16 protein-coding genes are annotated in these 20,763 nt (G+C 68.7%); 2 read left to right on the forward strand and 14 right to left on the reverse strand.

What is annotated here, in order from left to right:
• Positions 1-79: 79 nt before the first annotated feature.
• The 5 genes from menD to AC1DNC_RS10585 form a co-directional block, all read right to left on the reverse strand.
• Complete coding sequence (gene menD / locus AC1DNC_RS10565) at positions 80-1,807, reverse strand: 2-succinyl-5-enolpyruvyl-6-hydroxy-3-cyclohexene-1-carboxylic-acid synthase (RefSeq protein WP_476862489.1); 1,728 nt, start codon at positions 1,805-1,807, stop codon at positions 80-82.
• Entirely contained in the window at positions 1,804-3,570 is a 1,767-nt protein-coding gene (gene argS / locus AC1DNC_RS10570; protein ID WP_476862490.1) for an arginine--tRNA ligase, read from the reverse strand. The genes menD and argS overlap by 4 nt, the downstream gene beginning before the upstream one ends.
• Before the next feature lie 282 nt (positions 3,571-3,852).
• The gene (locus tag AC1DNC_RS10575; RefSeq protein WP_476862491.1) at positions 3,853-5,943 is read right to left on the reverse strand and encodes a PhoX family protein; all 2,091 of its coding nucleotides are present in this window, start codon (positions 5,941-5,943) and stop codon (positions 3,853-3,855) included.
• A 176-nt stretch (positions 5,944-6,119) separates the two neighbouring features.
• Positions 6,120-7,154, reverse strand: a complete 1,035-nt coding sequence (locus AC1DNC_RS10580) for an o-succinylbenzoate synthase (RefSeq protein ID WP_476862492.1) — start codon at positions 7,152-7,154, stop codon at positions 6,120-6,122.
• A 48-nt stretch (positions 7,155-7,202) separates the two neighbouring features.
• Positions 7,203-8,579: a glycoside hydrolase family 32 protein gene (locus AC1DNC_RS10585; RefSeq protein ID WP_476862493.1), complete on the reverse strand. Its 1,377-nt coding sequence runs from the start codon at positions 8,577-8,579 to the stop codon at positions 7,203-7,205.
• A 155-nt stretch (positions 8,580-8,734) separates the two neighbouring features.
• Between AC1DNC_RS10585 and AC1DNC_RS10590 the strand changes: the two genes are divergently transcribed.
• Positions 8,735-9,727: a phosphatase PAP2 family protein gene (locus tag AC1DNC_RS10590; protein WP_476862494.1), complete on the forward strand. Its 993-nt coding sequence runs from the start codon at positions 8,735-8,737 to the stop codon at positions 9,725-9,727.
• On the opposite strand, the gene AC1DNC_RS10595 is transcribed toward AC1DNC_RS10590, so the two are convergent.
• The 8 genes from AC1DNC_RS10595 to hisD all read right to left on the reverse strand — a co-directional run bounded on the left by AC1DNC_RS10595 (position 9,721) and on the right by hisD (position 18,036).
• On the reverse strand, positions 9,721-10,935 hold the full coding sequence (locus tag AC1DNC_RS10595; protein WP_476862495.1) for an MFS transporter: 1,215 nt from the start codon (positions 10,933-10,935) through the stop codon (positions 9,721-9,723). The two genes, AC1DNC_RS10590 and AC1DNC_RS10595, sit on opposite strands and share 7 nt — an antisense overlap.
• Before the next feature lie 58 nt (positions 10,936-10,993).
• Positions 10,994-11,728 (reverse strand): GAF and ANTAR domain-containing protein, encoded by a 735-nt coding sequence (locus AC1DNC_RS10600; protein WP_476862496.1) that lies wholly within the window; start codon positions 11,726-11,728, stop codon positions 10,994-10,996.
• 16 nt (positions 11,729-11,744) lie between these two features.
• Positions 11,745-13,034, reverse strand: a complete 1,290-nt coding sequence (locus AC1DNC_RS10605) for a MinD/ParA family ATP-binding protein (RefSeq protein ID WP_476862497.1) — start codon at positions 13,032-13,034, stop codon at positions 11,745-11,747.
• Positions 13,035-13,349: 315 nt separating this feature from the next.
• Positions 13,350-14,165 carry an MBL fold metallo-hydrolase gene (locus AC1DNC_RS10610; RefSeq protein WP_476862498.1) on the reverse strand — a complete coding sequence of 272 codons (816 nt, stop codon included), beginning with the start codon at positions 14,163-14,165 and terminating at the stop codon, positions 13,350-13,352.
• A gap of 135 nt (positions 14,166-14,300) precedes the next feature.
• Positions 14,301-15,137: an amino acid ABC transporter ATP-binding protein gene (locus AC1DNC_RS10615; protein ID WP_476862499.1), complete on the reverse strand. Its 837-nt coding sequence runs from the start codon at positions 15,135-15,137 to the stop codon at positions 14,301-14,303.
• The gene (locus tag AC1DNC_RS10620) at positions 15,130-15,783 is read right to left on the reverse strand and encodes an amino acid ABC transporter permease (RefSeq protein WP_476862500.1); all 654 of its coding nucleotides are present in this window, start codon (positions 15,781-15,783) and stop codon (positions 15,130-15,132) included. Before AC1DNC_RS10620 ends, AC1DNC_RS10615 begins: the two co-directional genes overlap by 8 nt.
• A gap of 88 nt (positions 15,784-15,871) precedes the next feature.
• Entirely contained in the window at positions 15,872-16,687 is an 816-nt protein-coding gene (locus AC1DNC_RS10625) for an ABC transporter substrate-binding protein (RefSeq protein ID WP_476862501.1), read from the reverse strand.
• A 29-nt stretch (positions 16,688-16,716) separates the two neighbouring features.
• The gene (gene hisD, locus AC1DNC_RS10630; RefSeq protein ID WP_476862502.1) at positions 16,717-18,036 is read right to left on the reverse strand and encodes a histidinol dehydrogenase; all 1,320 of its coding nucleotides are present in this window, start codon (positions 18,034-18,036) and stop codon (positions 16,717-16,719) included.
• A gap of 170 nt (positions 18,037-18,206) precedes the next feature.
• Between hisD and AC1DNC_RS10635 the strand changes: the two genes are divergently transcribed.
• On the forward strand, positions 18,207-19,130 hold the full coding sequence (locus tag AC1DNC_RS10635; RefSeq protein ID WP_476862503.1) for a LysR family transcriptional regulator: 924 nt from the start codon (positions 18,207-18,209) through the stop codon (positions 19,128-19,130).
• Positions 19,131-19,143: 13 nt separating this feature from the next.
• Here AC1DNC_RS10635 and AC1DNC_RS10640 read toward each other — a convergent pair whose 3' ends face one another.
• Positions 19,144-20,763 (reverse strand): dihydrolipoamide acetyltransferase family protein, encoded by a 1,620-nt coding sequence (locus AC1DNC_RS10640; protein ID WP_476862504.1) that lies wholly within the window; start codon positions 20,761-20,763, stop codon positions 19,144-19,146.

Consider the following 20,763-nt stretch of genomic DNA (forward strand, 5'->3'; position numbering starts at 1 on the left):
CCGGGTTCAATTCCTGCGCCGATTTTGGACAGCCGCTACGTGGTCCCACGTAGCGGCTGTCCTTCTTCGTGGCGGCAAACTACGCGCCCAGGACCCCGGTTACCGCGGCGTTCACGGCCGTACGGATGCGCCCATGCAGCTCGCGGAGGCCGCGGCGATCGGTGCGCACTTCAATGATGCTGCGGCCCGCCACGGGCTCGGCCAGCACCGCGGCGAGGTCAGCCGTCGTGCTCACCGCGCGATGTGCGACCCCGTACGCGGCGGCGAGGGCGGCAATGTCCACCGTGTGCGGGGTGCCGAAGAGGCGCTCGACGGCGGTGCCGTAGCGGCCCGACTGCTCGACGGCGCCGTGCTCAAGGAGCCCGAAGATGGCCCCGCCGGCGTCGTTCAGGACCACGATCCGCAGGTCCGGCACGGTCTCCCCCGCGCCCAGCAGCAGGCCGCCGGCGTCGTGCAGGAAGGTCACATCGCCCAGCAGCACGGTGGTTTCCTGCCGGCCGCCGGCCGCGATGCCGGTGGCCGTGGCGAGGGTGCCGTCGATCCCAGCCAGGCCGCGGTTGGCGAAGACGGTGGCCTGTGGCTCCTGCTGTGGAGCTCCGGCAAGGTCGACGTCGCGGATCCCGTTGGAGGAACCTAGGACGAGCTGACCGCGGACGTGTTCCCAGACCAGTGCGCCGACGGCGGGACCGGTTGCGGCGGATCCGGCAAGCACCAGGTCCAGGGCGTGCTGCGCGGCGGCGCCGGCCAGCAGCCACGCGTCGAGCCAGGCGGCCGGGCCCCGGCCGGCGAAGTCGGCCAAGTCAGCGAGGGTCTCAAGCGGCAACTCCGTGCGGCGGCCGGGCTCGTACCAGGCCACCGGAACCGGCTGGTAGAGCGCGGACGGGACGTCGGCGCGGGCCAGCAGGGCGGACACCGGCCGGGACAGCGTCGGGCGGCCGAACAGCACCACGCGTTCGATCGGCTGGCTGGATTCCGGGCCGAAGTGCTCCAGCAGCAGCCGGTAGGGACCCACCGCGTTCGGGCCGAACCTGGCGTTGGACGAAGGCTCGGCGAGCAGCGGCAGGCCGTGCGCGCGGGCGAATGCCTCGGCGACCGGGCCGGCGTCGTGCCCGGCCAGGACCACGGTGCGCCGCTCCGGCAGCGCCGCGGACGCTGCCGGGAAGTCCAGGGCGAGCGGATGCCGCGCGGCCTGGTAAACCCGGTGGCCGGAGGTTTCGCCCAGTCCGTCGCCCGGGGCCGGGACGAGCGGGTCGCGGAACGCGAGGTTGAGCTGCACCGGCCCGGGCGGGATGTCCGCGAAGGCGCCGGTGGCGGCGCTCAGGGCGGTCTCGACGGCGCGGAGCGGGTTGTCGCCCGCAGGCACGTCGGCGGCGAAGCGGACATGCTCGCCGAAGAGGTCCGGCTGCACGGTGGTCTGGTTGGCCCCGGTGCCGCGGAGTTCCTCGGGCCGGTCGGCCGAAAGGACCACGAGCGGCACGGCGGCGTGGTTGGCCTCCATCACGGCCGGCATCAGGTTCCCGACGGCGGTGCCCGAGGTGGTCAGCACGGCCGCGGGGGCGCCGGTGGCCAGGGCCAGGCCCAGCGCGGTGAACCCGGCGTCGCGTTCGTCGATCCGGACCAGCAACTCCACCCGGCCGGCGGCGTCGGCCTCGGCAAGGGCGTAGGCCATCGGCGCCGAACGGGACCCCGGGGCCACCACGACGTGGCGTACGCCGGAGCCGATCAGGGCCGCGACGGCCACCCGTGCGGCCTCCACGGCGCCAAGCCCGCCGTGGGCAGGAACGTCCGGGTCCCCGGCCGGGCTCACATGTTCTCCGGTGTCTCGATACCCAGCAGGTCCAGGCCGCTGGAGAGGCGCCGCAGGACCAGCCCGCACAGGGCGAGCCGCGATTCCCGGACCGTCTCGTCGGCCTTGAGCACGGGGCACTGGTCGTAGAAGGAAGTGAACAGCTGCGCGAGCTCGAACAGGTAGGCGCACAGCCGGTGCGGTTCGAGCAGTTCGCCGACTTTCTGCAGCGTGGCGTCGTATTCGAGCAGGTGCAGGGCCAGAGCGCGCTCGGCGGGCTCGACGACTGCGACGGTCGCCGCGGGCGAGCTAGCGCCAGTGGGAGCGCTGGCGCCGCCCGTGCCCGTCAGGTGCTGCTCCAGCACCCCAGCCTTCCGCAGGATCGAGCGGATCCGGGCGGCGGCGTACTGGACATACGGGCCGGTGTTGCCGGTCAGCGCGAGCATCCGGTCGAAGTCGAAGACGTACTCGGTGTCATGTCCGGTGGAGAGGTCGGCGTACTTGACGGCGCCGATGCCCACCTGCCGGGCCGTGACCGCCCGCTCGGCCTCGCTGAGCTCGGGACGGCTGGCGTCAATGACGGCGCGGGCCCGGTCCACGGCCTCCTGCAGCAACGCCATCAGCTTGACCGGGTTGCCGGCGCGGGACTTGAGGATCTTGCCGTCCTCGCCGAGCACATTGCCGATCTGGACGTGGGTCGCCTCGACCGTGTCAGGCAGCCAGCCGGCGTCGCGGGCCGTCGCCATCACCATGCGCAGGTGCACATTCTGCGGGGCGCCCACGACGTACAGCACCCGGTCCGCCTCGAGTTCGCGGACCCGGTAGCGGATGGTCGCAAGATCGGTGGTGCCGTAGCCGTAGCCGCCGTCGGACTTCCGGATGATCAGCGGCAACGGGTCGCCGTCGCGCCCGGTGAAGCCGGCGGGGAAGGTGCAGAGCGCGCCCTCGCTGATCCGGGCGATGCCGCGCTCTTCGAGTTCCTGGCACAGCTGTGCCAGATGCGCGTCGTAGGAGCTCTCGCCGGCGATGTGGTCGTCGGTGAGGCTGATGCCGAGCATCGCGTAGATCGCGTTGAAGTAGCGCTTCGACTGCGCCACGAGCCGCTGCCAGACGGCGAATGTTTCCGGGTCCCCGCCCTGCAGGGCCACCACGCGGAGCCGCGCGCGGGTGGCGAAGCCGTCCGGGTCGGCGGCTGAGGCGTCGAACTTGGCCCGCGCGGCCTGGTAGAACGCGCTCGGGTCATCGACCAGCAGGGCGGCCTCGGGTGAGTCTTCCCCCACCTCGAGCCAGTGTTCGATCAGCATGCCGAACGGGGTGCCCCAGTCGCCGATGTGGTTCTGCCGGATCACGGTGTGGCCGAGCGCCTCGAGCACGCGCACGATGCTGTCCCCCACCACGGTGGTGCGCAGGTGCCCGACGTGCATTTCCTTGGCCACGTTCGGGGAGGAATAGTCGACGACGACGCGGTGCAGCGGCGTCGGCCGCTCGCTTCCGCCGGCGGGCACCGGAGCGTTGAGCAGTTCCTCAATCCAGGTGCCGTCGAAGGTGAGGTTGATGAAGCCGGGGCCGGAGATCTCCACGAGGCTGCAGACGCCGTCGAGGTCCAGGGCCTCCACGATCCGGGCGGCGGCGTCGCGCGGCGGCAGGCCGACCTTCCTGGCGAGGGCCATCGCGGCGTTGATCTGGATGTCCGCGAATTGGGAGGGCCGGATCACCGGATCCGTCTCGCGGAACTCCTCGCCGAACGCGTGGGCAATAGCTGCCTGGACTCTGGGGACAACCAATTCGGCCGGATTATTCACACTGTTCAAATTATCAGTTCCCCCGCACCCCCCGGACGCTCCCTCACATCCGGCCACCCCACCACCGACGCTCCCTCACATCCGGACGCCCCACCACCGACGCTCCCTCATATCCGGCCACCGAAGAGCCAGACGTGAGGGAGCGTCACCCAAAAACCCGCCAGACGTGAGGGAGCGTCACCCAAAAACCCGCCAAACGTGAGGGAGCGTCACCCCGGAACCCGCCGGACCTGAGGGAGCGTCGGGAGAGAGGGAGGGGGTGCGTCAGGCGTCGGCGCGGAAGACCTGGACCACGGACGGACGCGGAACGCGGGCCTGGCCGGGCTTGGGCGCAGCGCCGGCGGCGACGTAGTCCGGGAAGGCCGAGTGCTGGGCCTCGAACGAGCCCTCCTCACCGGGGTGCTGCACGGCGACGAAAACGTGCCGTTCCTCGTCGTGGACGATAGGGCCGCAGGTCTCGGCGTCGCGCGGCACGGCAAGGAACTGCTCCACGCGGCCTCGCTCCGGTCCGGCCAGCGTGACCTTGAAGAGCCCGTCGGCGTACCCGGTGGTCGAGGGCGCGCCGTCGGTGGAGATCCACAGGTTGCCCACCGAGTCGAAGGCCAGGTTGTCCGGGCAGGAGATCGGCGAGACCTGACTGGCCGGGAAGCCGGCGAAGTACGCGGAGGTGTTCTTGGCCGGATCGCCGCAGACCATCAGCAGGTTCCAGTTGAACTTCGTGGAGGTCTGGTCCCCGGTCTCGGTGATTTCCACGATGTGCCCGTCACGGTTCAGCGTGCGCGGGTTGACCTCGATGGCGCCCTCCTTGCCGGTCTTGCCGCGGTCTGTGTTGTTGGTGCAGGCCACGTAGACCTTGCCGGTGTGCAGGCTCGGCTGGACGTCCTCGCAGCGGTCCATCTTGGTGGGGCCGACCTTGTCCGCGGCGAGGCGGGTGTAGACCAGGACTTCCTCGACCGACATGCCGGGCACCATGGACTTGCCGCTCACCACCAGCGGGAGCCATTCGCCGGCCCCGTCGAAGGCGCCGTCGGACGGCAGCTTTCCGGAGCCGTCGATCTCGGCCTCCGGGGAGTCGCCGCTGAACTTGGCCACGAAGAGGTCTCCCGCGGAGAGCAGCGACATGTTGTGCCGGCGGTCGGCCGCCGTCGTCCCGGGCCGGTACTTGTCCTTGGAGACGAACTTGTAGAGGTAGTCGAAGCGCTCGTCGTCCCCCATGTAGGCGACAACGTGCCCGGAGGCGGCGACGATGACGTTGGCGCCCTCGTGCTTGAAGCGGCCCATCGCGGAGTGCTTCTTCGGCGTCGACGTCGGATCCTGCGGGTCCACTTCCACGATCCAGCCGAACCGGTTGCTCTCGTTGGCATAGCCCGGGTTGCGGGTATCGAAGCGGGGTTCGTCGAGCTCCCACTGGCGGGCAGTGGGCTTGCTGGTGAGGCCGTAGCGCTTGTCCTCCGCGGACGTTCCGGCGGACACGAAGTAGCCGTTGAAGTTCTCCTCGCCGGAGAGGATGGTGCCCCAGGGGGTGGTGCCGCCGGAGCAGTTGCCCAGGGTGCCCTTGATGGTCCGTCCGGCAGGGTCGGCAATGGTGCTGACCAGGGCCGACCCGGCGGCGGGGCCGGTGAGTTCGTAGCTGGTGTCGCTCAGGAAGCGGCGGTTCAGCGGCGCGCCCTTGACGTAGCGCCAGGGCTGGTTCTTGTTCGTGCGCTCCAGCTCCACGACGGTGAGACCGTGGGCGGCACGGCCGATGGCGCGGGTCTCCGCGGCATCGAAGCCGGCCGGCAGCATGATGTTCTCGTTGGTGTACTCGTGGTTGGTGAAGAGCACGGCACGGCGGCCCTTGGCGTCGAGCGGCAGGATGTCCGTGTAGTCATTGTTGTAGCCGAACTGCCGGGCCTGCGCCGCGGCGCTCTGGCGGTCCACGTCGAAGGCGGGCGAGTCGTTGAAGAGCGGGTCGCCCCAGCGGATGATCGGCTGCCAGCTGAAGCCGGCCGGGACCGTGAACGCGTCGACGGCGGCGTCGACCGGGGCAATTGCGGTGAACTGCAGCTTGGACTTTCCGAAGCCCTTCTTCGCCGCGGCGGCCAGGCCGGGGCCAGCGGCGGCGGCCGGTTCCGCGGAGGTGACCGCGTTGCCGAAGACGACGGCGAGCGCGCCGGCGGCGCCGAAGCCGAGGGCGGAGCGGCGGGACATCGTGGCGGAGGCGATGTCGCGGAAGTAGTCGTTGGAGCTGCTGTTGCAGACCTCGCCTGAGCAGGCGTTGTCGCACTTGAGGGCGCACGTTACGGGGCTGCGCTTGCCCTTGGTGTGGCCCAGCATGGGCAGCAGGGCGAACTTGCGTCCGGAGGAGACAGACATGGGTGGGACCTTCCAGGGCAGAGGGATGCGTCCCCGCCACCCTGCCAGCGGCGGACAACGGGGAGCGGTCCCCCAGATGAAAATCGGGTGAACGCTCTCACTTGCCGCCGAACATTTCCCGCTGAAACCCACATCCGTTGCTCCGCAAACGCCGTTTTCAGCGTTCAAAAGGGCCGTTACGGAGCAGTCGACGCTGCCAGGACGGCGTACACACGCCGGAGCCGGTCCAGCCACCAGTCCCTGCGCTCCGGGGGCGCGGCATATTCCGCTAGCAGGTCCGGATCCACCGCGACGTCGCGCAGCCGGATGGCGCCGTCGTCGGGAACGAGCGCGTCACGGGTGACATCGGCGGCGAGCAGCGACACCGTCCCGAGCCCGCATGCGTAGGGCAGCTCGGGCAGGGCGGCGGCGAGCGCCAGCCCGGCGCGGATCCCCACGGAGGTGTCCAGCGCGGAGCTGACGACGGCGGGCAGCCCGGCCCGGGCCACGATGTCGAGGGCGCGCCGCACTCCCCCGAGTGGCGCGACCTTCACCACAACCAGGTCCGCGGCGCCGGCACGCGCCACCTTGAGCGGGTCCTCTTCCTTGCGCACGCTCTCGTCCGCGGCGATCAGCACCGGAACGCCGGCGGCCCGGAGCCGGCGGCGTACCTCCGCCAGACCGGCGATATCCGGCACCGGCTGTTCGGCGTATTCCAGTCCGACGGCGGCCAGCCGCGTCAGGGCTTCGACGGCCGCCGGCACATCCCAGCCGCCGTTCGCGTCGACCCGGATCGCGGCGTCCGGCAGTGCGGCGCGGACCGCGGCCACCCGGGCGGCGTCGTCGTCGAGCGTCTGTCCGGGCTCGGCCACCTTGACCTTGACGGCGTCCACCCGGCCGAAGCGGGCCAGGATCTCCGGTACCCGGCCCGGGCCAACCGCGGGAACGGTGGCGTTGACCGGGATGCTTTCCCTCAGGGGGTCCGGGAAGCCGTGCCAGCCGGCTTCTAGGGCGGCATGGAGCCAGCGGGAGGCCTCGGCGTCGCCGTACTCGGGGAACGGGCAGAACTCCCCCCACCCGAGCGGGCCGCGCAGCAGCAGGGCCTCGCGCTGCGTGATGCCGCGGAATTTCACCCGCATGGGCAGGCTCACCAGCCGGGCAAGATCCAGGAGCTCTTCGACGCCGCCGGGATTCAGGCCGGAAGCGGCGGGGAGATCGGGAGAGGTGGGCATGGCTGTACTCTACCCGCGGCACTCTACCCGCGGCCCGACGGCAGCTTGCTACGTGGCCCGGGGCTGCTCCAGGTCCCAGACGTCCGCGGACGCTCCATGCGGCAGCTCGAGCCGCCATTCCTCGCCCAGCGCGGGATAGGCACGCACCGTGGCCGGAACGGAACCGTGGCGGTAGACCTCCACGATCGAACCGTCCACGAAGATCCGCAGCTCGTCCCCGCCGGCCACAGTGTCCGAGAATATCGTCCGGGTTCCGGCCTCCGAGGCCAGAAGAAGACGGATCCGGCCCTCCCCGCCCGTGACCACTGCCTCGGCCTGCGCGGACAGGTGCACGGTCCCCCCGGCGCCGCTGGCGCGTTGCCGCCCGCGGTAGCCGCGCAGCTCCGGTGCCGGTTCGACGGCGAGGATTCCGCCGTGCACGGCAAGTTGCCGCGGAAAGGTCAGCACCCCGGCCCAGCCCGCGGCGTCCGTGGCCGCCTCGTCGCGGCCGGCGCTGCCGTCCCGGTCCGGAACCTCGTTTGCCCAGCCCCAGAGCAAGGCTCGGTCCGGCAGGGACAGGATCTGAGGGGCGTAGAAGTCCGGGCCCAGGTCGGCTTTGCCGCCTGCCTCCGGGGTGAACACGGGCAGGCCGGTGGTGGCGTCCTCGGCAAGCGAGCCCAGTAGGTAGCCCACGCCGTTGGGGTGGTGGTGATAGTCGGACGAGAGCCAGTGGGAGGCCATCAGCAGCCACGTCTCTGCCCCGGAGGAGTCCGGCACCCGGACCAGTTGCGGGCACTCCCAGATTTCTGCCGGCAGGTGCCTGGCCGCCAGGGCATCCTCGCTCGTGAACCAAATGCCCTCGTAGCGCCAGTGGCTCAGCTGGTCCGCGCGGTAGAGCAGCACGGCCGCGTGCCCCGATGCCAGCCCCGCCCCCTGGAGGGCATACCGCTGTCCGCGGAAGGTGAAGAGGTACGGGTCGCGGACGGCGGTGACGCTGGGGTCCGCAGGCACCGGCGCCGCCACCAGCCCTTCCTGCTGCCACTCGGTCAGCCCGCGGGATCCCGTCGCCAACACCACTTGGGACTGTCCGTCCGGGGCGGAGACGCCGGAGTAGGCAGCGGTGGGGACACCGCCGTCGACCGTGACGACGCCGCTCCAGCAGCCCAGCGCATCCGGTCCCCCGGGCTGGGGCCGCAGCGCCACGGAATGCAGTTCCCAGTGGAGCAGGTCCGGGGAGCTCATATGCCCCCAGCAGATCCGGTGGTGCCGCGCCGACTCGGGGTTGTACTGGAAGGACACGTGGAAGTGCCCGTCGAAGTAGCACAGTCCGTTCGGGTCGTTGATCCAGCCACGCGCCGGCCTCGGATGGAAAAGGGGAAAGGCGGGATCAGGGTGCCCCGCCGCCGCGTCCGCTCCGGGCTCTGCGCGGGCCTCCTGGTTGTCCATGGGATGACTCTTGTACCGTTCGCGTTCCGGGTCAATCCTCCCCGTCCCGGCGCCGCGGCTCAGCGCGGGAGGGCGGTCCGGCAGGGCGCGCGCACACCCCCTCAGGCGGCTCGCAGCGTTCTGGCTCGCAGTGTTCTATGGGAACCTGTTACACGATGAGTTTTCGACCGACCAGCAGCAACGGCTCCACGGCAGCGGACGGCCCCTGGCCGGACCGCGCCTCGGAGCGCGCCCTGGACCGCGCTTCGGGGCGCCCGGCGCGCTCCCCTGAACCCAGCGTTCCGGGCCACGCCACAGGGCTGCTCTTCCTGCTCGGCACCCTTGGCTGCGTGGCCGCCCTCGCTGCCACGTACTACTTCTTCGTCCGCACCACCACCGGCCAGTTCATCGACGAGTCCGCCTTGGTCGAGGCAGTGGAGATCCATGGCGCGGCCGGCCGGGCGAGCAACAAGCTCCTGGACTGGCTGCCTGCGCTCTGCGTGCTGATCGGGTCCGTGGTGGTCCTCTTCGTGACCGTCGCCCGGCGCCGCTGGGCGGCCGCGGGAATCTCCGTCGCAGCGGCCGCGGGCGCCAACGTCGCCACCCAGATCTTGAAGGACCTCGTCCCGGTGCGGCCGTTCCGCGGGATCGAAACCCTGGACTTCAATTCACTCCCCTCCGGACACACCACCCTGGCGGCCTCGGCCGCCGCCGCGGTCTTCCTGATGGTCTCGCCGCGTTGGCGGCCGCTGGCCGGGTTCCTGGGCGGCAGCTTCGCCGTCGCCACCGGCGTCTCCACGCTCATCAACCAGTGGCACCGGCCAGCGGACGTGGTGGCCGCGTTCCTGATGGTCGGGGCGTTCACCCTGCCGGCGGGCTGGCTGATCATGCGCAGGGGACCCAGGTGGAACGTATGGGACGGCTACAACGCCCACTGGGCCTCAGCCCGGTTCTGGGTCGCCATCCCGGTACTGGCAGGGCTCGCTTCCGCCGCCGTGGCCACGTACTCGCTGCTGAAGATCGCCCCCGGGCCGGGCCAGGAAGGCAGCACTACCAACTACTTCTGGGCCGGCACCTCGCTGATCGTCATCACCGGCTACCTCGCCACCGTCGCCGGCGTGTGGCTTTTCGGCCACGCCGCAGGACGGCGGGCCCCAGCCCCTCAGTAGTTGCGCCGGTGCTTGAGCCGCGGAATGGTGATGGCGAAGACGGCGGCAGCGGCAAACCCGAGCACGCCCGTGGCGCCCACCCCCGCACCCAGCGACGCCGCGGCAGTGACGCCGGAGAGCAGCACCGGGCCGCCGGTGGCGCCGGCGTCGGCCATGAACCGCCAAATGCCGAGGAACTGTCCGCGGCCGTTGTCCGGCGAGAAGTCGGCTCCAAGGGTCATGTTCAACCCGGAGCTGATGCCGTTGCCGAACCCGATCAGGAGCGCGGCGAGCAGCAGGCCCGCGAACCCTGTGCTGAGCGGGATCAGCAACATGGCCGTGCCCATGATCAGCGTGGACGGCACGGCAACCCATTGGCGGCCTTTGCGGTCCATGAGCTTTCCGGCGGGGTAGAAGACGAGCATGTCTATGGCACCGGAGATGCCGTAGATCAGTGAGGCCTGGGTGGCGTCCATGCCCAGGTGTTCGGCCCACAGCGGGATCACTACCTGGCGGGACGCGCGCAGCGCGCTGAGCAACAGCACCCCGATGCCCACGCTCAGGAACACCCCGGCGTGCGAGGCCGCGACGCTGCGCAGCGTCGGTTGCGGGGCCCGGGGGCCGTCCGTTGGGGCCGCCGCCACGACGAGGTCCGGGATGGTGACGGACAAGCCGGCCGCCGCGGCCATGGCCACCACTCCGGCCCAGTAGGCCGCGGTGATGCCGCCGAACTGCATCACGGCGGCGCCGATGAAGGGCCCAATGAAGATGCCGATCCGGTTAACGCCGCCCAGGGTGGAGAGTGCCCGGGCACGCAGGATGACGGGGACAGCCTCAGTCAGGTACTTCTGCCGTGCCAGGCTGAACACGCTGGCGGCCATGCCGACCACCACCATGGCCGCTGCCAGCAGCCAGATACCGTCCGGCAGCAGCGGGGAAAGGGCGGCGGCGGCGAGGGCGACGGCGCTCGCGGCTGCCGCCCCGACAATCGCCCAGCGCTCGCCGAACTTCAGGGTGATCAGGGAGGCCGGCAGGTTGAAGAACCAGGAGCCGAGCCCGATCAGGGTGACGATCAGGGCCGCGACGGCCACCGAGGCGCCGAGGTCGCGGGCGGACAGTGCCACCACGGGAAGTATCGCGCCTTCGCCGATGCTGAACAGCAGTGCCGGTCCGAAGGCGGGGACGGCGATGCTGCGGAGGCTGAAGTCGGCAGGGCGTGTCGTTGTCATCACCTTCATCCTAGGCCCGGTGGTGCCACCGCTCCTGAAGGTTCACGCCCTCCGGGGTTCAGCCGTCGAAGTGGGTGTGGATTTCGTCGCCCGTGACGTTTTTCAGCACGTCCGCTGCGACGTCGCGCAGTTTCTGGTTCCGGTTGCTGGAAACCCGCGTGAGGATGGCCATGGCCTCCTCCTGCGAGCAGCGGTTCTGCGCCATCACGACGCCGCAGGCCAGGTCGATCGAAGTGCGGTGCTCCATGGCTGCCTGCAGGTCCTCGGCCCGCGTCTGGGCCGTGCCGATCCGTACGGCCAGGCGCAGCGCGCGGCCGGCCAGGTCCGCGAATCCCGAGGCCTCGGCGACGATTGCCGCGGTGAAGACGCCGGTCGAGGAGGCGAAGAAGTTCAGCGCGGCCGAGGAGTCCTCACCGATTTCCAGGGGTACGCCGAGGGTGCTGCGGCAACCGTGCGCGGCGAGCTGCAGCTGGTATTCGGGCCAGCGCGGGTCCGTGTCGACATTGGCCAAGAGCACGATCCCCCGGGTCCGCAGCGCCTCGATGCAGGGCCCCTCCCCCAGGCTCTGCTCGATCCGGTCAAGGATGACGGCGTTGTTGCTGCTGCCGGCCACGGTCATGTTTTTCTTCCGGCGCCGGAGCGTCACGCCGCACTCGATGTCTGCGCCAACGGACTGGCTCAGGGTGGAGGCGGAAAATTCCGCGAGGCGGTCAAGGAAGTCTTCGACGCTGTCGGTACCCACAATGAGGTCCTGCAGCTGGATGGCGGCGTCGTTCCCGGCGTACTTGCTCATGGCCTAAATGTAGCGGCTAAACGTACCCGTCGACGATTGCGGCGGCAATCTCCCGGTACGCCCGGCGGGTCTCGGGCCGGAGCGAGTCGAGCGTGACGAGGTCGCCGTCGGCCACGCCGCGGTCATGCGGGACGGCGATCAGCTGCCGGCAGATGCCGGAGAGGTGGTCCTCGATGGCATCCTTGTCCACGCGGGAGGAGACTTCGTCCTTGTCCGTGATGACCACGACGGCGTTCCGTGCGAGGTCCTCGTAGCCGTGGCTGGCGAGCCAGTGCAGCGTGCTGCGGGCGCGCTTGGCGCCGCTGACGGCGTAGCCTGCCGCGATGATCAAGTTGTCCGTGGACTGCAGGATCCCGCTCATCGCGTTGTGCGTAACGCCGGTGCCGCAGTCGGTGAGGGCCACGGAATAGTAGCCGGAGATGAGCTTGCGGATCCGCAGGTATTCCTCCGCGGTGAGCGAATCGGACACCTCCGGGTCCTGTTCGCCGGCGATCAGGTGCAGGCGGCCGGCGTGGTGCATGTAGCGGGCCAGCGCGGTGAGCGAATCGATGGATTCGACGTTGCGGAGCAGGTCGCTGATGGTCCGCGGGGCCTGCTGCTGGTAGATCCCCTCACCGAGGGCGCGCTCGACGAGGTCACCCGAGTCCGGGTTGGCATCGATGGCGCACGGCGGGTCGCCGCGGTATTCGGCCAAGGTCAGCCCGACGCCGACCGTGGTGGACGTCTTGCCGATGCCGCCCTTGAGGCTCAGCACCGCCGTGTTGTAGCTGCCCTGGAGCTGGCGGGAAATCCGGCGTGCCAGTTCGTCCTCTTCACGTTGCCGGGCGCTCGGGCCCAAATTCAGGCTGCCGCCCGTCAGTTTGTAGAGGGCGCCGCGCACCCCGCCGACCGGGCGGGGCTTCTGTTCCCGGACAAAGAGGCCCGGGGAGCTGATGAAGTCCGGAACCGGCCCGTTGGCCAGTGCGGCCGCACGGCTGGCCGAGCGGGTGGCACGGGTGGGCTGTGGCGGCACGGAGCCGGCTGCCGCGGGGGCCTCGGGGGCTTCGGGCCCTGCCGGCTCCTCCGGGGTTACCGGTTCCTCCGGCGCTGCCGGCTCCTCGGGCACTGCCGACGTCGGCGGGGCGGCGGGCGGCCGCGGCGCGGCCGGTACCTGGCTGATCACCGGGGTGGCCCCGGTAAGCGGGTTTCCAAAACGCTCATCTGCGGCTTCGGCGGCCTGCGCCCAGGAACTGCTGCGCAGCGGAGCCGTGCGGGAAGGGGCCCCTGAGGGCTCCGCGGGGATACTGCGGGGGTTGACGACCGGCATGGTTCCTGTCCGGACAGCGGAGGCCTCACCGTCGGCGCGACGCAGGTCGCGGCGACGGCGGAGTTCAGGCTGTCCTGAGTTTTCAGCAGTGGCAGCTGAGTTGTCTTCCACCGATTCGGGCATCTTTTGGTTTCTCCCCCAGGACTCACAGCGGAGCACGCTGCGGCGCTTGTTGTGACTACTTTCAAACAGCAAGTCTAGGCGCAGTCGCCAGTACCCTTAGCTCCTGCCCAAATCGGGGCCGGATTCGGGGCCCATTCGGGGCCCAATTGGCGGCGCAATTCGGGGCCCGTTCGCGGCACGTTCCGGGCCGCATCAGTGGTGGGCGCGGGTCTCCTGCAGGCGCCGGATGAACCACCGGGACTGTTCCGGACCGTACGGCAGGATCGGCACGGCCTTGGTGGCGTCGTTCGGCGTCTCCCGGGTGGCCTGGGTGGCCTGCCGCACGGCCGTGCTCATGGTGTTGGCCATGGTTTTGACGAACTGGTCACTGCACGGTTCGCCGTGGCCCGGGATCAGGAACTCGTAGCGGTGCCGCAACGCGGACAGGTGCCGCAGGGCATCGGCCCATTCCTCCGGGAAGGAATCCTCGAACGACGGGTGGGCGCCCTGCTCCACCAGATCACCGGCGAACAGTGTGGTGCCGGTGCCGACCAGCAGGTCGCCGTCGGTGTGCCCGCGGCCCAGGTAGAACAGCGTTGCCGTCTGGCCGCCCAAATCCACCAGCACCGGCTGGTCCTTGACGATCGCGTTGGGCACCACCAGTTCCACCGACTGGCCCTCGCCGGCCGCCATTTCCGGTTCCGCCGCCTCCACGAAGTGCCGCTGGGCGTCCCCGTTCTCCTCGATGTCCGCCGCGCAGTTTTCGTGCCCCCAGAACTCGGTCACGCCGTCTTCGGCGAACACGGCGTTGCCAAAGAAGTGGTCGTAGTGCGCATGCGTGTTGACCACCACCAGCGGCAGCTGCGTCTTTTCCCGGACGGCATCCAGGATCTCGCGGCCCTGCCGCGGCCCGCCGCCGGTGTCGATCACCATGGCGCGTTCGGCGCCCACAACCAGTCCGGTGTTGAGCAGGGATCCTTGCGTGGTCAGTACGTAGTTGTCCTGACCGACCTCGAGCCATCGTGACATGAAATCTCCGTATTCCGACGCTGCGCCGGCATGGTTGGTGCGATGTTCTGGCCTCGATTCTACCCGCGGGGTACCCGGAATTCCCGGCAGCGGCACCGGCGCCGCCTCCCGCCGCTGCTCCCCAACGCCCGGCGCCTACGCCGGCAGGATGCCCGAGCGGCTCAGCAGCGCCCGGGTTTTCGGATGCTGCGGGGCCGTGAAGATCCGGCTGGGCGGCCCCTCTTCCACGATGATGCCCTGGTCCATGACGACGATCCGGTCGGCTATGTCCCGCGCGAACTGCATCTCATGGGTGACGATCACCATGGTGGTCCCCTGCTGGGCGATTTTCTTGATCACCGACAGCACCTCGCCCACCAGCTCCGGATCCAACGCGGACGTGGGCTCATCGAAGAGCATGACACTCGGTTGCATGGCCAGGGCACGGGCAATCGCCACCCGCTGCTTCTGGCCGCCGGAAAGCTTGCTGGGGTAGTTGTCCATCTTGTCCCCCAGGCCCACCATTTCGAGGTTGGGGACGGCAATCTCCCTGGCCTCCGCCGCAGGCAGTTTCTTGACGTCACGCAGCGGCGCCATGACATTGCCCAGCGCGGTCTTGTTCAGGAAGAGGTTGAAGTGCTGGAACACGAAGCCGATGTCGGTCCGCTTCCGGGCCGTGACGGACGCCTTCTCGGCGATCAGTTCGCCGTTGCGCTCCTCGTAGCCGATCAGGTGGCCGTTGACGTAGATGCGGCCGGCGTCGATGGTCTCCAGCTTGTTGATGCAGCGCAGCAGAGTACTCTTGCCGGACCCGCTGGAGCCCAGGATGGCGATCGTTTCGCCCCGGTGGACCACAAGGTCCACGCCCTTGAGCACTTCCACCCGCTTCTGCACATGGGCCTTGCCGGTGAGCCGTTTCCACCAGGCCTGCTTTGAGGTCGAGACAAAGGTCTTGTATACGTCCCGGACGTCGATAATGGTCTCTTCAGCCATTGGCCCGTGCCTTTCGTTCAAGCACCACCACGACGCGCGAGAGTGGAAGGCTGATTATCAGATAGAGAATGGCCGCTGCCGTGTAGATGGCCGTGGTCTGGAATGTCTGGCTGTTGAGGATGTTGGCGGTCTTCAGGATCTCCGTCACGGCGATCACCGACGTCAAGGCGGTGTCCTTGATCATGGCAATGAAGTAGTTGCCGATCGGCCCCATGGAAACCACGAAGGATTGCGGTATGACCACTTTCCATAGGGTCTTGTTGGGCGTGTACCCGAGGGACAGCGCGGCTTCGGTCTGGCCGTGCTCCACGGAAAGGATCGCCGAGCGGAAAACCTCCGACAGATAGGCCGCGTAGTTGAGGCCCAGGCCCAGGATGCCGGCCGGTACCGGGTCGATGCTCACGCCGATGCTGGGAAGCACGAAGAAGATGTAAACCAGCTGTACCAGCAGCGGGGTACCGCGGAGCACCTCAAGGTAGACGGTGGCTATGCCGCGGAGGATCTTGATCGTGGAGATGCGCGCCAAGGCGATCAGGAGTCCCAGCACGAGAGCCAGCGCCATGGCGCCCAGCGCCAGTTGTACGACGACGGGTACCGCCTGCAGGAGCGCCGGGAACACGGCCATGGTGTTGGTAACGAAGTCCACTGGGAATCCCTAGCTTAGGGTCGGGCAGTGGCCGGCGTGCGCCGCGATGATGATGCGGCCGCCCGCCGGCCCTGCATGAGTCTGGAACTTATTTGACGGCGTTGGCTTCGGTCAGCCCGTACTTCTTGAGGATCTCCTGGTACTTGGGGGTCTTCTTCAGGTCCGCCAGCCCGGAGTTCAGGTCCTGGAGCAGTTGCGAATCGTCCTTGCGGACGCCCGCGCCGATGATCCCGGGATAGAACGGCTTGTACGGCGAGACAAGCTTCAGCTTGGGGTTCGGTTTCTGCACCAGGCTGTAGCCGATCACCGCACTGTCCGTGAAGACCGCGTCAACTTGCTTGTTCTCCACCGCAGCAAGCAGGGCCGCCTGCGAGTCGAAGAGCTTGACCTGGCTGCCGCCGAGGCTGTCAACGAGGTCCTTGAACACTGTGCCGGTCTGGGCGCCAAGGATCTTGCCCTTCACGTCATCGCGCGAGGCCAGCGTCGAATCCGCCGGAACCACCATTGCTTCACCCTCGGTGTACCAGGGGTCGGTGAAGTTGATCTGCTTCTTCCGCTCGTCCGTGATGTACATGGCGTCGACGATGACGTCGGCTTTCTTGGCGTTGAGCGCCGCGATCAGGGTCGCGTACTCGGAGGTGAAGACCTTGATCTTCCAGCCTTTGGCCTGGGCGATGGCGTTGATCATCTCGCCGTCGATGCCTTTGAGCTCTCCGGAGGCCTGGTCGGTGAAGGAGAACGGGGCGTCGTTGGACGTTGCGATCGTGATGGTTTTCTCGCCGCCGCCGCTGGCCCCGGACCCTGACCCGCCGCCGGACGAGCCACAGGCTGTCATGGCCAGGGCCACTGCGACGCCCATGGGCACCAATGCAGCAAAGCGCTTGCGGAGGATTTTTCTATTCATCATGAGGTGCCTTTGCTAGAGATGGATTTCTACCGGTTGAAGCGGTCCAGCCGCAGTGTGGCGGTTGCCTTATGGGCTGCCATTCCTTCGGTGTCGGAGATCGTGGTGACGTAGTTGGCCAGTCGCGGGGTTGCACTCTTTTCGATGCGCTGGAACGTGAGGGGTTTGAGGAACCGGGACACGGAGAGCCCCGCGGATGATCGCGCGCCGCCTCCGGTCGGGAGCACATGGTTCGTGCCGGATGAGCCCTTGTCGGAGTAGGCCACCGTTGACCACTGGCCCAGGAAAATGGAGCCGTAGTTCTGCAGGTTTTCGTGGTAGTAGGCATCGTCCGAGGTCTGTATTTCCAGGTGTTCCGGTGCCAGCAGGTCCATGATCCGCACTGCCGTTTCCCGGTCCTCGGCCACGTAGACGGTGCCGTAGTCCCGCCAGGCCGGCCCAGCAATCTCCCGGGTGGCCAGGGTCCGCAGCTGCTTGTTGATCTGCCGGATGACCTCCTCTCCGAGCGAGCGGGAGGTCGTTACGAGGGATGCCGGGGACTGCGGGCCGTGTTCGGCCTGGCCAAGGAGGTCCGCGGCGACGAGTTCGGCGTCGGCAGATTCGTCTGCGATGACGGCGACCTCGGACGGACCGGCCAGCAGATCGATCCCGACGCGTCCGAACAGCTGCCGCTTGGCCTCGGTCACGTAGGCGTTTCCTGCGCCGACCAGGATGTCGGCCGGCTGCTCCCCCAGCAGTCCGAAGGCCATGGCAGCCATGGCCTGGACGCCGCCGAGGGCAAACGCCCTGTCCACCCCGGCCAAATAGGCGGAGTACAGCACCGCGGGGTTTCCGCGGCCTTCGGCTGTGGGCGGCGTGCAGGCCAGGACGTTCTGGACGCCGGCGGCTTTGGCCACTCCCACCGTCATAAAGGCGCTGGCGAGTATCGGAAACCGGCCCGACGGAAGGTAGGCACCCACGCGCGCCACCGGGACGTATTTTTGTCCGGTGAAGACTCCTGGGATGAGCTCGATTTCAAAATCGGAGAGGTGCTCTCGTTGCTCCACCGCGAACAACCTGGTTCGCTCGGCACTGGCCATCAGGGCCTCCCGCAGCTCCGCGGAGAGGGCCTCGCCGGTCTTCGCCAGCACCTTCTCGCCGATCTCCAGGCTCTCGCCCTGCCACCCGTCCAGCTCCCGGGCGTATTTGAGGGCCGCGTCCATGCCGTTGGCCTCAATGTCGCTCAGCATCGAGGAGACGGTCGCCACAACTTCGGGAAGCCGTTGCGCCGGCACGTCCTCGATGCCGGGGGCCTTGAGGGTGACAAAGTTTCCGGGAATGTGAGCCTTGTCACTGTCGGTGATGTGCATGGCTACAAGGTACTTACGCCCGGGCCATCGCACAACGGGACCCCGTCATGTGTCTTGCATAGGGTTGCCCTATGCTTTGACTAGCTGATTCCGCGCCAGCGGGCAGTGCATCCCATGCCTGAAGATCGTTCACAAACCCGCGGATTGCCTTCTGATAGTTAGGGTGAGCCATGACACTCGCGCAACTCCGGGCCTTCCTTGCGGCCTACGAACTCGGGTCTTTCACTGCCGCGGCACGAAAACTGGAAACAAGCCAGGCGTCCGTCTCCGAGCTCATCAGCAGGCTCGAACACGAACTCAACCACAGCCTCTTCACCCGGGGCGGCCGGCAACTCATTCCCACCACTGCCGCTGTTGAGCTGCAGGTGCACGCGCTGCAGTCCGTCACGTCCTTCGACAACGGCATGGAGGCGCTGAGGTCAATGTCGGCGCTGGAGGGTGGCGTCTGCACCTTCGGTGTGCTGCGCTATGGAGCCCACTACGACCTGGCCGATCTGGTGCAGCGCTTCCACCGCCGGTATCCCAAGGTGAAGGTGCGCCTGGTGGGGTTGAACTCCGTGTCGGTGGCCGAGTCCGTCGCGTCGGGCGAGGTTGAGGCCGGGCTCATTGTCCTGCCGGTTGCCGCGGCAGGGCTCCAGGTCAGGACACTGTTCCGGGACGAAGTCTTCTTCGTCTCGGCCACCCGGGACCCCTCACGCGGCCCCATGACCATCGAGGAACTGGCGGCGTCGAAGCTGGTGCTCTACGACGCGTTCGCCGGCTGGCGCGACCCTACCCGCCGGCAGATATTGGAGCGTGCCCACCTCAAGGGGCTGAAGATCGATCCGGCGATCGAGGTGGAGCATGTCGATACGGCCCTGGGACTGGTGGCTGCCGGCGCCGCGGACACTTTCGTTCCGCAGGCCATTGCCAGCGGCCCGGGATTTCCGAAAAACGTCCATGCCGTCCCGTTTGCGGAACCACTGTTCGACACGATCGCCCTGATCCAGCGGGAGGGCACTTTCCTGTCGCCGGCGACCCGCAAGATGGCCCAGATGGCCGCCCGCACCCTGCTGTCCCGGGTGGCGCCGGACATCCGGCCCGTCGTGCAGTAGCCCCGGCCGTCTCTTACAGATCGGCCAGCACGGACCCCGGGTTCTCGATCGCGTCGGCAACGTAGCGCAGGAATCCGCCGGCGGTTCCGCCGTCGCAGACGCGGTGGTCGAAGGTAAGCGTCAGCTCGGTGACCTTCCGCACGGCGAGCTCGCCGTTGACCACCCACGGCTTGTCGATGATGCGCCCGACGCCGAGAATCCCCACCTCGGGGTGGTTGATGATCGCCGCGGAGCCGTCCACGCCGAAGACGCCGTAGTTGTTCAGCGTGAAGGTTCCGCTGCCCAGTTCCGCAGGCGTCGCCTTGCCGTCGCGGACGACGGCGGTGAGCCGCCGGATCTCCGCGTCCAGTTCGCGGGCACTCAGTTTGTCCGCGTTCCGCACGGAGGGGACCATCAGGCCCCTGTCCGTCTGCGCCGCGAAGCCGAGGTTGACGCCGTCGAAGGCCACGATTTCCTGGCTGGCCCCGCCGGCGGCGTCCTCGGTGGTCACGATCCGGGTGTTCAGCTCCGGGAACTTCTTGAGCCCGGCGGTGACGAAGCGGGCAATGAATGCCAGCAGCCCCGGGGTGTGGTGCGGGTCGGTCTTCTTCAGCGCGGCACGCAGCTCCACCAGCGCCGTGGCGTCCACGTCCACCCAGACGGTGGCCTCGGGAATCTCCGAGCGGCTGCGGCTCATGTTCGCGGCCACGGCCTTTCGCACGCCCCGGACCGGGGTGCGCCCGGAGATGCCAAGCCCGGTCCGCGCGTCGGTGGCACCGCCAGTCTCGCCCGCCGGCACCGGCGCCTCATCAGGCTGCGCGGCAGGGCGCTCAACCGCCGGAGCAGGCTTGATCGCGGCCTCGACGTCGCGGCGCATGATCAGCCCGCTGGTGCCCGAGCCTTGGAGTTCCCCCAAATCAACCCCATGGTCCCGCGCCATCCGCCGCACCAGCGGAGAAATCACAGCCCCCAGCTTCCCCGGAACCCGGGTCCGCAGGAGCAAAAGGTCGTCAGCAGCCTTCTCAGCATCCGAGACCAGGGCAGCAGCTTCGCCCACCGCAGTGCCGGCCGAACCCTTCCGAGCCCGAGTCCGCCGAGTAACCCCATGCCCGCCCGGCGTCCCGTACCCGATCAGCACGTTTCCGGACCCGGCTTTCTCCTCCTCGCGGTAAACCTCGGCAGCAACAGCGGCCGGCGATTCGGCCACAACGGAAGGCGAGTCAGCGACAGCGGCCGGCGAGTCGACAGCGCTACCAGCCGACGCAGGCATTGCCGCCCCGGGAGTGGCATCGGGCCTGTCGGAGCCGGCAGCATCGTCCGCAGGACGGATGCTGTCCGGCGAAGGGGCGGGGGCGGCATTGCCTGTGGCGGCGCCAGCCGCGGCAGCTCCACTAGCGCCAGCCGCGACTCCAACCGGCATCACCGAAATCAAAGGCTTACCGACGTCGAGCGTCTGGCCGGGCTCGCCGTGCAGCACGGCAACGGTGCCAGCGTACGGGGAGGGAACCTCGACCATGGACTTGGCCGTCTCAACCTCGGCGATCGGCTGGTCCACGCGGATTTCGTCGCCCACGGCCACAAGCCAGTTGATGAGTTCGGCTTCGGTCAGGCCCTCGCCGAGGTCCGGCAGGAGGAATACTTTGGGTTCGCTCAT

The sequence above is a fragment of the Arthrobacter sp. 01N442 genome (genome assembly GCF_056399345.1).